12 protein-coding genes are annotated in these 15,070 nt (G+C 46.0%); 10 read left to right on the top strand and 2 right to left on the bottom strand.

Annotation, left to right across the window (positions count from 1 at the left end; genetic code table 11):
• Positions 1 to 95: 95 nt before the first annotated feature.
• The 5 genes from fliD to GYMC10_RS29120 are packed head-to-tail and all read left to right on the top strand — an operon-like array spanning position 96 to position 5,119.
• Positions 96 to 1,031, top strand: coding sequence for a flagellar filament capping protein FliD (fliD, locus tag GYMC10_RS29140; RefSeq protein ID WP_015737716.1), 936 nt, complete (start codon positions 96 to 98; stop codon positions 1,029 to 1,031).
• A gap of 18 nt (positions 1,032 to 1,049) precedes the next feature.
• Entirely contained in the window at positions 1,050 to 1,400 is a 351-nt protein-coding gene (locus tag GYMC10_RS29135; protein WP_015737715.1) for a flagellar protein FlaG, read from the top strand.
• A complete protein-coding gene (gene fliS, locus GYMC10_RS29130) occupies positions 1,397 to 1,798 on the top strand; it encodes a flagellar export chaperone FliS (RefSeq protein ID WP_015737714.1) in 402 nt (133 codons plus the stop codon). The genes GYMC10_RS29135 and fliS overlap by 4 nt, the downstream gene beginning before the upstream one ends.
• Positions 1,795 to 2,160: a hypothetical protein gene (locus GYMC10_RS29125; protein ID WP_015737713.1), complete on the top strand. Its 366-nt coding sequence runs from the start codon at positions 1,795 to 1,797 to the stop codon at positions 2,158 to 2,160. The genes fliS and GYMC10_RS29125 overlap by 4 nt, the downstream gene beginning before the upstream one ends.
• Positions 2,161 to 2,212: 52 nt before the next feature.
• Entirely contained in the window at positions 2,213 to 5,119 is a 2,907-nt protein-coding gene (locus GYMC10_RS29120; RefSeq protein WP_015737712.1) for an IPT/TIG domain-containing protein, read from the top strand.
• A 67-nt stretch (positions 5,120 to 5,186) separates the two neighbouring features.
• On the opposite strand, the gene GYMC10_RS31660 is transcribed toward GYMC10_RS29120, so the two are convergent.
• On the bottom strand, positions 5,187 to 7,112 hold the full coding sequence (locus GYMC10_RS31660; protein ID WP_015737711.1) for a glycosyltransferase: 1,926 nt from the start codon (positions 7,110 to 7,112) through the stop codon (positions 5,187 to 5,189).
• 664 nt (positions 7,113 to 7,776) lie between these two features.
• Here GYMC10_RS31660 and GYMC10_RS29110 point away from each other — a divergent pair.
• The 5 genes from GYMC10_RS29110 to GYMC10_RS29090 all read left to right on the top strand — a co-directional run bounded on the left by GYMC10_RS29110 (position 7,777) and on the right by GYMC10_RS29090 (position 14,295).
• The gene (locus GYMC10_RS29110; RefSeq protein WP_009594275.1) at positions 7,777 to 7,974 is read left to right on the top strand and encodes a cold shock domain-containing protein; all 198 of its coding nucleotides are present in this window, start codon (positions 7,777 to 7,779) and stop codon (positions 7,972 to 7,974) included.
• A 198-nt stretch (positions 7,975 to 8,172) separates the two neighbouring features.
• Positions 8,173 to 8,739 (top strand): ribosome hibernation-promoting factor, HPF/YfiA family, encoded by a 567-nt coding sequence (hpf, locus tag GYMC10_RS29105; protein ID WP_009594286.1) that lies wholly within the window; start codon positions 8,173 to 8,175, stop codon positions 8,737 to 8,739.
• A gap of 722 nt (positions 8,740 to 9,461) precedes the next feature.
• Positions 9,462 to 11,975, top strand: coding sequence for a preprotein translocase subunit SecA (gene secA, locus GYMC10_RS29100; RefSeq protein WP_015737709.1), 2,514 nt, complete (start codon positions 9,462 to 9,464; stop codon positions 11,973 to 11,975).
• Between the two features lie 274 nt (positions 11,976 to 12,249).
• Positions 12,250 to 13,363, top strand: a protein-coding gene (prfB, locus tag GYMC10_RS29095; protein ID WP_096775885.1) for a peptide chain release factor 2 whose coding sequence is annotated in 2 segments (ribosomal slippage) — positions 12,250 to 12,321 and positions 12,323 to 13,363 — 1,113 coding nt in all. Because the reading frame shifts where the segments join, the coding sequence is not laid out codon by codon here.
• 26 nt (positions 13,364 to 13,389) lie between these two features.
• On the top strand, positions 13,390 to 14,295 hold the full coding sequence (locus GYMC10_RS29090) for a YitT family protein (RefSeq protein ID WP_015737707.1): 906 nt from the start codon (positions 13,390 to 13,392) through the stop codon (positions 14,293 to 14,295).
• A gap of 103 nt (positions 14,296 to 14,398) precedes the next feature.
• Here the strand turns inward: GYMC10_RS29090 and GYMC10_RS29085 are convergent, their stop codons facing one another.
• Complete coding sequence (locus GYMC10_RS29085) at positions 14,399 to 14,941, bottom strand: hypothetical protein (protein WP_015737706.1); 543 nt, start codon at positions 14,939 to 14,941, stop codon at positions 14,399 to 14,401.
• Positions 14,942 to 15,070 lie beyond the last annotated feature (129 nt).

Below are 15,070 nucleotides of genomic sequence, written 5' to 3'. Positions count from 1 at the left end.
GAACAGATATATTTTATGCAAATCTAAATTTTATAGTAAGTTCATTCGATATATAGAGTTAGAGGTCAATTCAATAAACAAGAGGGGGTATACATATGCCAATACGCCTTAGCGGAATAGCTTCAGGACTAGACACCGATACAATGATTAAAGAGCTCATGAAGGCTGAACGAATCCCTGTTAACAAACTATTACAGAAGAAGCAGACGATGGAGTGGAAGGTGGAGAAGTATACCAGCTTCAATTTACAGTTCTCTACCTTGCGCGAATCGGTATCTTCTTTGCGGTTTTCTGGTGGATGGAATAAATCTGACGGAAATGGCAATACGGTACGTTTAAGTACGGATGAGATCATTGCCAAGGCCAAAGACTTTGTAAGCAAATATAACGACACGATTTCATCCATTAGCGGGGCATTGACAGAAAAAGTGAACCGTGGTTTTCAACCGCTCACTTCCGAAGAGAAGGCGGCGTTAAGCGAAACGGATATTAAAAACTGGGAAACCAAAGCAAAGAGCGGGATCCTGCGTAAAGATGATGCTTTGAAAAGTGCATTAAGTGATTTGAAAGGTTTGACTTCGGCGGTAGTATCGGGAGTTGATCCTGAATTTGATACATTGAGTGAGATCGGAATTACAACGCCTAAGTACATTGTTGGTGCATCATCAGAAACGAATAGTAAGCTAATCCTAGACGAGAACAAACTGCGCGAAGCGGTAGAGAAGAACCCGGAAGCGGTTATTTCTCTGTTCTCGGCACAAGGTACTGATCCTCAAGGAAAAGGGATATTTCAACGTGCATATGATGCAATGAACACAGCGGTCGCCTCTGTTACGAGGAAGATAAGCGGTGGTAATGTAACTAGCATGGGATTGATTTCTCAAATGAACAAAATTGATAACCAAGTCGAGCGTAAAAACGAACAACTTAATAAACGTGAAGATCGCTACTATCAAATGTTCGCTGCAATGGAAAAGGCGATATCGCAAAGCAATGCTCAGTCTAGTTGGTTAGCACAACAATTTGCATAAAAGGAAGGCTGTGAGGGAATGGAGATAACAACTCATGCGCAGCCAGTTCAGTCATCAAAGATAAAAGAAACTGTTCCAATTGTTCGTGTTAGTGGAGAGTATCAAGAGTTGAAGTCAAAGAGCAAGAACACCATTTTGTCGGTTAGTGAGCAAGCCCTCGTTAATGCGATTGACAAAGCAAACCGGGCAGCTCAAGGTACCGAACACTCGTTTCAATTCAAAGTGCATGAAAGTACGAATCAAGTAATTGTCCAAATTTTGGACAAGAACAAAGAGGTCATTCACGAAATACCTTCTGAGAAGTTTATCGATCTTGTTGAGAAATTGAAGGAGCTTTCAGTTGGGGCAATCATTGACGAAAAAAGGTGAGAAAAATTAACTTACAGGCACAATACAACTATCTGCATACGAAAATTCAAACTTCGTCGCCGGGTCAACTCACATTAATGCTCTATACCGGTTGTATAAAGTATTTAAAGTTGGCTGTTCAGAGTATAGAGATTCATGATATGGAAGGGAAGCACTTGAATTTCGTGAAAGCGCAAAACATTATAGATGAACTTCAATCGACTCTAAACATGGAGTATGAAATATCGAAGCAGTTGTACAGCTTATACACCTATATCAATGAGAAACTATTCGAAGCGAATGTCAAGCTTGACGTTAAATCGGCAGAGGATTGCATCCAACTTCTTACCGAGCTTCGAGATACTTGGGCTGAAGCCCTGAAATTAATTTCGAATGGCGAGCAGGTGGGAGTTCAATGAAATCGAGCGCCGCGGAGAATTTGTTGTTGGAATTAAGGGACATAACTCGAGCGATAAGCGATTTGGATCTAGAGAATGAAGCGGACTATGAATCGCTTCATTCTCTTCAATATGATCAAGCCCAACTAAGAGAGCAGATCGATCAGTTGTCTCAAATGAAAGGCTTCTCATATACGGAGTCAGATAAGAGCATTCTACTGGAATGCATCGAATTAGAGAAGATGAATAATGAAGCCTTCGCGCAGAAACGACAGGCAGCGAGAATGGAACTAAACCGAATTAATGAGAGTCGAAAGTCTAAAAATACTTATCTTGGCGAATATAGGCAGCATGTGGGATACTTTATCGATAGCCAGCAATAAGTAAACATCGAACCTTTTGCTATTACTTTTTTAAATAGAGGAGAAAACGCCTATGAAGAAGTTTAAACAATGCTTCACGATCATCTTCGCTGTGTGGTTCGCGTTATATGGATTAATCGCCGCTCCGCAACAAGGGGAGGCTGCGATCAATGATTATGTATCGGTTACCAAATCAGCAAATCCAACAAAAATCACAACACAAGAGGAAACGGAAATTGCACTCAACATTACAGGAACTCCGCCTGCTAATGTAGTCATGCCTAATGACGTTGTACTTATTATTGACAAATCGGGCAGTATGGCCCCGACGTATGGCCCTAATAATGGGGAAGACAAAATGACGAATGCTAAAGAAGCGGCAAAAGGGTTCGTCGATCTGATGGATATGACTAAGCATAGAGTAGCGGTTGTTGATTTCTCCTCCTCCGCAAGTTCATTTCCATTCACGGTGGATAAAGATGCAGCCAAATCCTATATTAATACAATTAATTCTGGGGGAGGAACCGCTACAGGGAATGCAATCGATGCAGCGGTCGCATTGCTGGCTGACCACCGTACAGAAGCTCAGCCGGTAATTGTACTGATGACGGATGGAGCGGCGACGGAATCGCCGAAGAACACGGATCCGTTTGATTACGCGCTTCAGAGGGCACAAGCTGCAAAGGATGCAGGGGTTATATTCTATACAATTGCTCTTCTGAATCCTAACGAAGATCCTATTACTAGTGCTCCGAACGTCCTTATGAAAAATATGGCTACAACGGCAACTCATCATCACTTTGTTCTTGGTTCAAAAGGACTTAACCAGATTTATGCAGCTATCGTTAAAGAAATTGGCATGGCGAGCGCTTATGATGTTACTGTGACAGATATAGTTGGTAACGATTTTGAGATTGTACCTGGATCCTTCGAGGATAATATTCCCAAACCTACGGTGACAGGCAATACATTGACATGGAAATTCAATGAATTGAAAAATAGCGCATTAACATTCAAGTACAAGATCCGTCCAGTCGATAAAATGAAAGCGGGCACTTTCCCGGCTTCGTTGAATACCTCAAGTATCACTTACAAAGATTATGCTGGAGCTAACCGGACGAAGAGCATTCCAAGCGTTAATATTACGGTTAAACTGCCAGCCCCAGTAATAACCGCTGTAACAGAACCTTTCGGACATCCGAACGGCGGTGAGACAGTTACCATTACAGGTCAAAATTTCGTGTCTGGAGCAACAGTGAAATTTGGCTCTACTGCTGCTACAAATGTAGCTTTTGTCAGCAGCACTGAAATTACGGCAACTGTGCCTGCAGGGAAGCAAGGGATGGTAGATGTAAGTGTAACAAACCCGGATAATCAAGTTGCGAAAGCGCAATATCAATATAAGACTGATCCGATTATTACTTCTATAACTCCCGCTAATGGACCGCTTGTAGGTGGAACGATCGTTTCGATTAAGGGACAGTATTTCATGAGTGGCCTGACTGTGAAATTTGGCGATAAAACGGCTCCACTCTTCTATTATTATGGATCCGATCAAATTTCTGTCAAATCGCCGATTGGCGCAGAGGCTGGTCCAGTTGACGTTACGCTTACGAATCCGGATGGAACTACCGTTACTGTGACAGGAGGATTTACCTATGATGCTCCGCCATCAACAGATCCGGAAATCGTTTCGATATCACCTGACAATGGTGTGGTAACAGGTGGAAATACGATTTATGTGAACGGCAAAAACTTTAAAAGCGGTATGAAAGTTGTTATTGGTTCAAAAGATGCATCAACCTCTTATATATCGGCAACTCAATTGAGAGTGACTGTTCCGGCAGGCGATGCAGCAGGAACAGTAGATGTTTCCGTTCGTACTGCTGAAGGAGCAGTGTACACAAAATCACAAAGCTATACTTATACCGCAATTGAATATCCGACACCTACGATCACATCAGTAACACCGAACACTGGTTTAATAACAGGCGGGAATACGGTATATGTTAACGGCACCAATTTCGTAAATGGCGTAACTAAAGTTACGTTTGGTACAAAGGAAGTCAATGCGACTTATGTGAATTCAACGACCCTCCGCCTAACTGTACCAGCTGTTGCAACGGCAGGGAAGGTTGATATTATAGTATCGAATAATGATCAAGCTGCATTATTACCAGAGGGTTATGAATATACGATGCCGATCATCTCTGAACCTCATATTACAGCTGTGACCCCTAATCAAGGATCCATCAAAGGTGGTTATATAGCTTATATCGACGGTGAGAATTTTAGTGGTGGCGCAACTGTAACCCTTGGCGGTATAAATGCTAGCGTAACTTATATTAATTCGGGCCAGCTTAAAATAGTAGTCCCGGCGACAGCATTGACTGGAGTTGTTGATGTTACTGTTACGAATAAGGATGGCGGAACGGAAACATTGGCAGGCGGATTTGAGTACTTACCAATCTTGCCTGAGATCACTAGCATTTCTCCTGCAAGTGCAAGCCGTGCAGGCGGGGCGACTATCTATGTTAACGGCAACAATTTCGATACATCCGCTGCCGTAAGTATTAATGGCGTCAACGCAACCACTGCTTATGTTAACTCAACTAGTTTAAGAGTGACAGTGCCGGCTAGCTCAACGGTGGGACAAGTGCCATTAGTTGTGAGCTTGTCGAGTGGGCAATCAGCTACTTTTGCATTTACTTATACTGATCTTCCGGCCGCAGCTGCTCCAGTTATTACTAGTCTCTCTTCTGTAACAGGCAAAGCAGGCAACGTCGTATACATTTATGGAACATACTTTAAGAATAAACCAAAAGTGTATTTCGGATCTGTAGAAGCGACTACTGTCGTATACACGAGTTCGACTACAATTCGAGTTACAGTACCAACCGGCAACACAGGTGAAGTTTTAGTGAAGGTTGTAAATCCAGACACGCTCGAGAGCAATACCGTAACTTATACTTATAATTAATAACGTACAACACAAGAAGATCGGGTTGAGGTAAATACCTCAACCCGATCTTCTTTGTTCGGTGGTACTATAAATTCTTTGCTGGTTGTATCAAGAATGGAAGATTAAAGTTAGGAAAAGTTTCGAGATATCGTTTAAGAAACTGTTCATATTGGTTTTTGGAACAATAGTTAAAAACCCAGCCAATTATAGATAAATCTTCTTCATGATCAAACGCAGTATTTACGAACAAATAGCCATCATCAGAATTATTACTGATAAAATGCCATTGTCCAATATTAACCATACTTTTGTTTGATAATGCCTCGTTATCCAATAGAATCGCATACAATTCAACTGCTGGTTCATAGTAGCCATATTCGTACATTAGATTAGCAAGTATATTAATTGTATCTGCGGTTGCCATCGATTGAAGCCAGTGAAAATAAATGTCGTTATATGAATATCTTAATAAAATGAAAAGTGTCTTAGCAAGCAACTCGGATGCGGCATCCGTTAATTGAGGAGGAATATCCGGACTTGCTAGAAGCGCATTGTGATGGCTCCAAAGCTCTAGTGCAGACTCCCGGTATTCAGTAATAGCTGTTAAATATTGTGGATCATTATATAGAACGGCGGCCATTAAGGCGATGGAAGCATCTAACTTCATTTCAATCGTAAGTTTGAACGGTTTTTCTTCATGTTGTAGTAAATGATAGGCCAAAGCATCATTAGGAGAAACATCTATTACCAGTTTCTTATGATAATATGAACTTAGCGATCGAGAGCCGGTTCGTAGTGCAACGAGAAATAAGGCGGCGTATTCAATGGCTGTAGGATTAGGATAAACCATTTGAAACAATCGGATAATGGCTTCTTCGTCTTGCTCAGCCTGGATAAGCAGCTCCCATATTTGTTGCAGAATCGTATAGTTTTTAGGCTGAATTTGAAGCAATTGGACACCGTATCGAACAGCGTCCGTCTTGTTTCCTAATTGAACATGCAAATTGAACAACATTTGCAGCGGAACTGAAGAACCGTAGGAAGGTTGAACATTCCAATAGGGACGATTTTGACGGACAGCCATTTCGGCGAGGGTTAAAGCTTGTTCGAAATTATGGATAGCTTGTTGAAACATCCCGAATTGTTCGTAAAGAATACCAAGATGGCAATAATAATCGGAAATTTCGGGGTATTCTGTCATTGCCTGTAGAATGAGATGGTATGCCTCGACATAATTATTTAATTTTATTTCAGTGGAAATTAAGCTATCTAGCAGATGGACATACCATGAATGACTAGGAGCGCTCGAAGCAATACTTGTTCGATAAAGCTGGATGGCTCTTTCCAGTTGATTGTCGCTCGTACAGGCATTTCCCAATATAAAACAAAAGTAAGGATCGCGAAGTTTTTCTTCTGTCTTCATAGACTCTAGAATGGACAGGTTGCGCTCTGTCTTGTTGTGATTCTCCACTCGTATTTCTGTGTATCCGTCGTGAAAGATCGGATAAGGGAGATTATTAAATGTAATTTTACGGTGATCCGAGGTGAGTTGCTCGTGAATAGGGTTGCTGTAGTATATCCCTTTTTGATTCTCGAATATTCGAGCCCCTTGCGAGATCATTACTCTGGAGGGATCAACGGTTTGTCCGGTAAAATTATGGATAGGCAGCATGAATGACTTAAGAGAATCCTTGTCAGTGGGCGTTGCCCGCAGGTCGGTTATTAATCCCTCGATATCGGATGAGTTCATGTATTCATCTGCATCTAGTACCAATATCCATTTTCCGGTGGCATTACGTAATGATTCATTTCTGGCGGCAGAAAAATCGTTGATCCATTCAAAGTCATAGACATGGTTAGTATACCTTCGAGCGACTGTCTTTGTATTATCAACGGAACCGGTATCAATAATGATGATCTCATCGACAAGTCCTTGCACGCTATCTAAACAGCGTGAAATCACCTCTTCCTCGTCTTTTACGATCATGCACAATGAAATCAAATTCTCCATATATCCTCCTGTTGAGCTATATTTCTATGGTCTTAAGTCAAACATTCTTTCGGGGAGGTCATTTCCTCCAAAATACTTTTAAAAACTTAAGTTACATTTAAGTAGTCACGTTCCACGATTTTAAGGTGGAACATAAGCGAGTATTCTCAACAAACTAATGCAGCATTAAACTAAATCCGGGATTGCACAGGTTCCGAAAATTTTAGCACCGATTTGCTTGCGGAAAGGATGGTAGCGGATGAGACGTAGATATAGTCATCGTTTCATCCGCTCTCACTTGCTTTTCAGGATATCTTGATTATACAGCAAAAAAGGTACAGACTCTTCAATTTCCTTGAAGAATGTTCCTTTTTCCAGGAGACGGATTTTCAGTGGCAGATGATGGTCGGTGGCGTGCGAACCATAGCTTGATTCCTTTACCAGATTTATTGGCAATTAGTTGTTTCACCCCCTCCCTCCCTGGTTAAATAACGATAAACATATTTTGTCCGCAGACTATTTGCGCTCGCCAACTCAGTCGTGAAGCCAAGTCGACATTTTTCCCGGTTTTCTGCAAAAGAAAACCTTTTCCTTGGTAATTGACACTGGATAAGTCGGGTGCTATAGTCGGAAATGTGGACAATTAGTGTCACACTTTATTTGACAATGAAGGGAATGTTAGTGCATGCAAGGTAAAGTGAAATGGTTCAACGCAGAGAAAGGTTATGGCTTCATCGAGACTGAGGACGGCGGCGACGTATTCGTACATTTCTCCGCGATCCAATCCGAGGGCTTCAAGACTCTGGAAGAAGGACAATCCGTAGAATTCGAGATCGTTGAAGGCGCTCGTGGCCCGCAAGCAGCTAACGTAATCAAATTATAATCATCCCGGCATAGCCGACCTACATAAACGGTAATCGATGGTTAACAATTGGAGATTCGCTAGCCCAAGACTCCGGAACTTCCGGGGTCTTTTTTTTGTATCCGACCTCCGAAAAATATTGTGCTGAAATTCACAATTCTGTCTTTTTACATAGCCATAACAAAATGGTATAATGAGGGTGCAAAGGAGGAGTGCCCAATGCAATTCACTATCCGAGGTCAACAAATTGAAGTGACCGATGCTTTGAAAGACTATGTTGACAAGAAACTCAGCAGGCTAGATAAGTATTTTGATGCACCCCCCACCTCCGAAGGATACGTCACCCTGAGTGTCATTCGAGGATTGCACACGGTGGAAGTGACCATTCCGCTTACCGGTGTGGTACTTCGTGCGGAAGACCGAAGCGATGATATGTACGCTTCCATTGACGCCGTTGTGGACAAGTTGGAACGTCAGATTCGCAAGCACAAAACCAAGCTGAACCGCAAGATCAAGCAAGAGGGCGGACTGAAGACGCTCATTGCGGAGAACGGCGCAGCGGCTACCAGTCAGGTGGATGCAGAGCAAGTGGAGTATGACGAGGACGAATACGAAGTCGTCCGTACGAAACGTTTTACCATGAAGCCGATGGACGTGGAAGAAGCGATCCTGCAGATGAACATGGTAGGCCATAATTTCTTTGTATTTTCCAACATTGACACACAAGAAGTAAATGTCGTCTACAAACGTGATGACGGCAAGTACGGATTGATCGAGCGGGACTGAGTTTTAAGCGGCAGCATTCCTAAGGGAATGCGGAGGCAACTGGCCCGGTTCGAATTTTAAAATGAAATCGAAATGTAAGATGAGCCTTCATCCGTGCAAGCGGGTGGGGCTCTTTATTTGGATATAAGGCTTCGAGACGCGTAAGGATCGTAAAAAGGATGGCATTTGATGGTAACCCCATCGGAGTATGCTGAATAGTGCAACCTTTTTTTAGATGAAAGGGTATTTAGTGGACTACGGGGGCCGCCTTAAACAGCACCAGACACAACCACGGTTAGGAACTTCCTCTATAGGTGGATTAAAGCCCATTTAGCCGATAATTCAGCGATAGCTCCAGTCGATGGCTCCAGGCTTCATCCTCTGTTTACTCCGTACAATGGACATCGATTTTCCTTCCTCATTAGATGTAGAATTTCATTTCGGGGATGAAGATAATTCCATTGCTGCGCGCCGAGGAAATGCTCCACGCAACTTTTTTGGGCTTCTCTGCGTCTCATACAGTAAGGCTTCGCGTAACAGACACCTCTTGTAATAGCACATATTGTTGCGGCATCCCTTACAAACTGTTACAATTTATGCAAACCCTCATTTTATGGGACGGGCTTTTTAGCCTGCATGAAATGGGACCATCATAAGGAATCAATGAATCGATTTCATCATTTAACCCTTTGGCATTTAATGAAGTTGATTCTATCACTTGTTTTGCACGAAAGGGGTTAACCATGCTAGGACTTGTCAAAAAGATTTTCGGCGACACCAACGAGCGTGATGTCAAACGTCTCATGAAGACGGTCGATGTAATCAACAAAATGGAACCGGATTTTGAGAAGCTCTCCGATGAGCAGCTGCAAGCCAAAACCGAGGAGTTCCGTGCGCGGATCGAGAAAGGTGAGACGCTGGAGGAATTGCTTCCCGAAGCGTTTGCGACAGTCCGCGAGGCTTCCAGACGGACGCTTGGCAAACGTCACTATGACGTGCAGTTGATCGGGGGGATGGCCCTCCACGAAGGCAGAATTGCAGAGATGAAGACCGGTGAAGGTAAGACCCTTGTAGGTACGCTACCGGTTTACTTAAATGCCCTGCTTGGCAAAGGGGTTCACGTTGTAACGGTCAATGATTATCTGGCACAACGTGACAGCCAAGAGATGGCGCAAATATATAACTTCCTGGGAATGACGGTCGGGGTTAACCTGAGCGGCATGGAGCACCCGGATAAACAGCAGGCCTATGCTTGCGATATTACGTATGGAACGAACAATGAGTTCGGCTTTGACTATCTGCGGGACAACATGGTCCTCTACAAAGAGCAGATGGTTCAGCGTCCGCTTTATTTCTGTATCATTGATGAAGTGGATTCGATTCTGGTTGACGAAGCGCGTACGCCGCTCATCATCTCGGGACAAGCTCAGAAATCGACCGAGCTGTATTTTGCAGCCGACCGGTTCGTGAAGCGTCTGACGGCAGAAGAGGATTATACGGTAGACATTAAGGTCAAATCCGTAGCCTTGACGGAGAAAGGCGTGGCGCTTGCGGAGCGTTCCTTCGGGATCGAAAACCTGTATGACCACAATCACGTAACATTAAACCACCACATTGTACAAGCGCTGAAAGCGAACGTGATCATGCGCCGCGATGTGGATTATGTTGTTACCGACGACGAAGTGGTCATCGTTGACGAATTTACGGGTCGTCTGATGGCTGGACGCCGCTACAGCGACGGTCTCCACCAGGCGATCGAAGCGAAGGAAGGCATTGAGGTTCAGAACGAGAGCATGACTCTTGCAACGATTACCTTCCAGAACTACTTCCGGATGTATCGCAAGCTGGCGGGCATGACCGGTACGGCGAAGACGGAGGAAGAAGAATTCAAGAAGATTTACGGTCTTGAAGTGCTTCAAATTCCTACGAACAAACCGAATCAGCGTGTCGACATGCCGGATGTGGTTTACAAGAGCGAAGAAGGCAAGTTTAAGGCGGTAGTAGCCGAGATCGTGGAACGCCATAAAAAGAACCAGCCGATTCTGGTGGGTACGGTGTCCATCGAGAACTCCGAGCGTTTGTCTGAAATGCTGAAACGCAAAGGCGTTCAGCATAAAGTTCTGAACGCGAAGTATCATGCGGAGGAAGCGGAAATCATCTCGCGCGCCGGACAGCCGGGATCGGTAACGATCGCGACGAACATGGCGGGACGCGGTACGGATATTTTGCTTGGCGAAGGCGTACAGGATATTGGCGGACTTCACATTATCGGTACGGAGCGTCACGAATCGCGCCGGATCGATAACCAGCTGCGCGGCCGTGCCGGTCGTCAGGGTGACCCGGGTTCTACCCAGTTCTACCTGTCCCTCGGCGATGAGCTGATGAAGCGTTTTGGTACGGACAACGTGCTGAACATGATGGAGCGTCTTGGTTTTGAAGAAGATCAGCCGATCGAGAGCAAAATGATTACCCGTGCGGTTGAATCCGCGCAGAAGCGGGTAGAAGGCAACAACTTCGACATGCGTAAAGTCGTTCTCCAATACGATGACGTCATGAACCAGCAGCGCGAAATCATCTACAAGCAGCGCCGCGAGATCTTGGAATCCCAAGACATCAAGCAAATCGTTGTAGAGATGATCAAGCCGGTCATTGACCGCGTCGTGCAGGCTCACTGCAGCGATGACATTCCGGAGAACTGGGAACTGCAGGAAGTGGCAGACTACGTGAACAGCAAGCTGCTGGACGAGGGTGCCGTTACCCGCGAGGATCTGTGGGGCAAAGAAGCCGAAGAGCTTACGGAGTATCTCTTCGATCGCGTGATGAAGAAATACGAAGAGCGCGAGCAAGCCATCGGCGAAGAAATGGTACGCGAGTTCGAGAAGGTTATCGTGCTGCGTGCGGTAGACAGCAAGTGGATGGATCACATCGATGCGATGGACCAGCTGCGTCAAGGTATCCACCTCCGTGCATACGGCGGTACCGATCCGCTTCGTGAATACCAATTCGAAGGCTTCGAAATGTTTAATGCGATGATCGCTACGATCCAGGAAGAAGTGGCGACCTACATCATGAAGGCTCAAATCGCAACGAACCAGGAGCGTCAAGCGGTCGTGGACGAGAACAAAGTCTCCACGAACAGCAGCAGCGAACCTGCCGAGAAGCGCCCAGTGCAGGTGGCTGAACAGATCGGCCGGAACGATCCATGCCCTTGCGGCAGCGGCAAGAAGTACAAGCATTGCCATGGACAGAACGCGTAAGCGATTCGGCCCAAATGCGATGAATCGTATAGAATAGCCCGTCCAGGTGATGGGCGCGGATTTTTCTGGCTCCCTTAAGAGCGACAGATGAACCGGGTGACGGTGGTCTTTTCCACGGTGATCCGAATACCACTGCCGCGCTTAAGGGAGTTTATCTGAATAAACAGCGAAATTCCTGGTACGGCAACGTAAATTTCTCTTGAAATGGAACGTTTTCCATGGAGGAGAGGGTATACTGAAATTATTACGTGTAGATAAGAAAGGACGAGGACTCATGATCGATCCAAGTGTGAAGCAGGACCTGCGTGAAATCAGCAAGAAACTAACCAATCTTAGGGGGTCTCTTTGACTTAGATCTCAAGCAGGAAATGATTGAGAATTTTGAGGAAAAGATGGCAGCTCCCGATTTCTGGGACGATAATGAGAAGGCTCAGGCGCTAATCGCCGAGATGAATGCCGTGAAGTCATCCGTGGATCAATATCAGAAGCTGCAGGCGGATTACGATGATGCCGTCGTGATGATCGAGCTGGCGGATGAAGAGGGCGATGACTCCCTTGCGGGAGAGATCGGTGAGACGATCAAGGACCTGGTTGGGCGCGTGGAGGAATTTGAGCTTCAGCTGCTGCTGAACCAGCCTTACGATAAAATGAATGCGATTCTTGAGCTGCATCCCGGCGCGGGGGGTACCGAATCTCAAGACTGGGGCCAAATGCTGCACCGCATGTACACGCGATGGGCCGAGAAGCGCGGCTTCAAGGTGGAGACGCTGGATTATCTCCCTGGCGATGAAGCGGGAATCAAAAGCGTAACCCTGTTGATCAAAGGCTTTAATGCCTACGGATATTTGAAGGCTGAAAAAGGGGTCCATCGACTGGTTCGGATCTCTCCGTTCGATTCGTCGGGCAGACGGCATACGTCCTTCGTGTCTTGTGACGTCGTACCGGAAATTACGGATGACGTGGAGATCGACATCCGTACCGAGGATTTGAAGATCGACACGTACCGGGCGAGCGGCGCCGGCGGTCAGCATATCAATACGACGGACTCGGCCGTTCGGATTACGCACTTGCCAACCGGCGTGGTGGTGACGTGCCAGAATGAACGCTCCCAGATCAAGAACCGCGAGCGGGCGATGACGATGCTTCGTTCCAAGCTCTACGAACGCAAAATCGAGGAGCAGCAGAAGGAATTGGCGGAAATCCGCGGCGAGCAGTCCGATATTGCTTGGGGCAGCCAGATCCGTTCGTATGTATTCCATCCGTACAGCATGGTCAAGGATCATCGGACGCAAGTGGAGACCGGTAATGTCGGCGCCGTCATGGACGGAGATTTGGACGGATTCATCGACGGATATTTGCGCAGCCAGATCAAGCAGGAAGTCGAGTAGGACGTTGAGGAGAGATTTATAGAACTATGGCGCAATCCGCTGGCAATCCATCGATCAACAATCGAAAAAGAGAACCCTTGATTCCGATCAACGGTCCGCTTCGGCAGACGGTGGACGCAATCTTTATTATCGTCGGCTCCTTTATTATGGCGCTGTCGTTTAATCTGTTTTTCCTGCCCAATCACATCGCCTCGGGCGGCGTGTCGGGTTTGTCCGTTCTTGCGCAAGCATGGCTCGGCATTGAACCGGCCTTTACGCAGTGGGCGCTGAACATTCCGTTGTTCGTGCTTGGCTTTTGGCTGCTTGGACGCGACTACGGCATCCGCTCCCTGCTGGGAAGCGTGATTTTGCCGCTGTTCGTCTTTTTGACCAAGGACTGGCCGATTCCAACCTCTAACCCGCTGCTGGCTTCCATTTATGGCGGTATCGGCGTCGGTATCGGCATGGGGCTGGTCTATCGCGGCAGGGGGTCAACCGGCGGGTTGACCATCGTGGCACAGCTCCTGCAAAAATACAGCGGCCTGAGCTTTTCCGTCTGCGTCGTACTGCTGGATGCGATCGTAATCTCGTCGGCAGCCCTCGTGCTTTCACTGGAGCAGGCGTTATACGCGCTGATCGGACTGTACGTGACAGGCAAAGTGATTGATGCCATTGAGCTGGGCTTTAGCTTCACCAAGGTGGCCTACATTATATCCGATCATACGGAGCCGATTACCAAGGCCATTCTCGAGGACCTTGACCGCGGTTTAACCAAGCTTACCGCAGAGGGAGGCTATACGGGCGAACACCGGACGGTCCTGATGGTCGTCGTCGGACAGAGCGAAATTCCCCGTCTCAAAACGGTGGTCCAATCGGTGGATCCGAATGCCTTCGTCATCATTAGCAATGCCCATGAGGTATTGGGCGAAGGATTCCGCAATATTAAGGCGTAGCCTCGCGGCTCGTCAGCATACTCTCTATAAAAAAAGAAGTAACCATTTGTCAGACGGTTTAGTCTGAACCTGGGTTACTTCTTTTTTTTATGCACTGGGAGTGTTACCGACGGATCTGAACCAGCGTAATCTTTGCCTTGGAGGTGTCCGCCATGAAGGAGATGCGGGTCTTGCCGAATGTGTAGACCATCTCGTACGCCTCTTCCATGTCGTTATAATACATTTCGTAGGCGCTGCCTAAATGCTTTTTGACGTCTGCAAAGGTTTGGTTCGGGAAGCCTTCTTTACCTATCAACAAACACCACATGCCGTTAGAGCCTGTATAAGGGTTTTCGAAATTAAATCCGGCATACGAAATATTTTTGAATTTCCAAAACTCGCCGCCGTAGTGGTAGAATGAACTCACAGGTTTTCCCAATTTGGAAGCGATCTGATTTTGGGTCATGCCGAATTGGACGCCGCCAAAGCCCGGGATGACTCCCTTTTTCAAATAAGCCGCCGTGTTCTTGTTGAGGATTAACATTGGCGCAGGTTTGGTTTTGGCTTGGGTGGTTGAAGCGGCAGCGAAACTGGGATGAGGAGCCTGCCACGTGAGGCAGATCAGTAAGAGAAGACATAATAGGCCCGTCGTTCTTTTGAATATCATGGTTTTACCTCCAGGAATCTAAGTTGTAGGAACATATTTCCTAAAGAGGATTATATCAAAGCACCGTTTAGGTCGATAGTCATATTTATTAGGTTAAAAGTAATAGGGAGCGTTGAGTCTTAGTTTATA

Source organism: Paenibacillus sp. Y412MC10, from assembly GCF_000024685.1.
Lineage (GTDB): Bacteria > Bacillota > Bacilli > Paenibacillales > Paenibacillaceae > Paenibacillus_AQ > Paenibacillus_AQ lautus_A.
This window is presented reverse-complemented; position numbering and strand designations above follow the sequence as displayed.

Coding starts and splice junctions, on each gene's coding strand:
- fliD (WP_015737716.1), top strand. CDS start 96: ATGCCAATACGCCTTAGCGGAATAGCTTCAGGACTAGACACCGATACA.
- GYMC10_RS29135 (WP_015737715.1), top strand. CDS start 1,050: ATGGAGATAACAACTCATGCGCAGCCAGTTCAGTCATCAAAGATAAAA.
- GYMC10_RS29125 (WP_015737713.1), top strand. CDS start 1,795: ATGAAATCGAGCGCCGCGGAGAATTTGTTGTTGGAATTAAGGGACATA.
- GYMC10_RS29120 (WP_015737712.1), top strand. CDS start 2,213: ATGAAGAAGTTTAAACAATGCTTCACGATCATCTTCGCTGTGTGGTTC.
- GYMC10_RS31660 (WP_015737711.1), bottom strand. CDS start 7,112: ATGGAGAATTTGATTTCATTGTGCATGATCGTAAAAGACGAGGAAGAG.
- GYMC10_RS29110 (WP_009594275.1), top strand. CDS start 7,777: ATGCAAGGTAAAGTGAAATGGTTCAACGCAGAGAAAGGTTATGGCTTC.
- hpf (WP_009594286.1), top strand. CDS start 8,173: ATGCAATTCACTATCCGAGGTCAACAAATTGAAGTGACCGATGCTTTG.
- secA (WP_015737709.1), top strand. CDS start 9,462: ATGCTAGGACTTGTCAAAAAGATTTTCGGCGACACCAACGAGCGTGAT.
- GYMC10_RS29090 (WP_015737707.1), top strand. CDS start 13,390: ATGGCGCAATCCGCTGGCAATCCATCGATCAACAATCGAAAAAGAGAA.
- GYMC10_RS29085 (WP_015737706.1), bottom strand. CDS start 14,941: ATGATATTCAAAAGAACGACGGGCCTATTATGTCTTCTCTTACTGATC.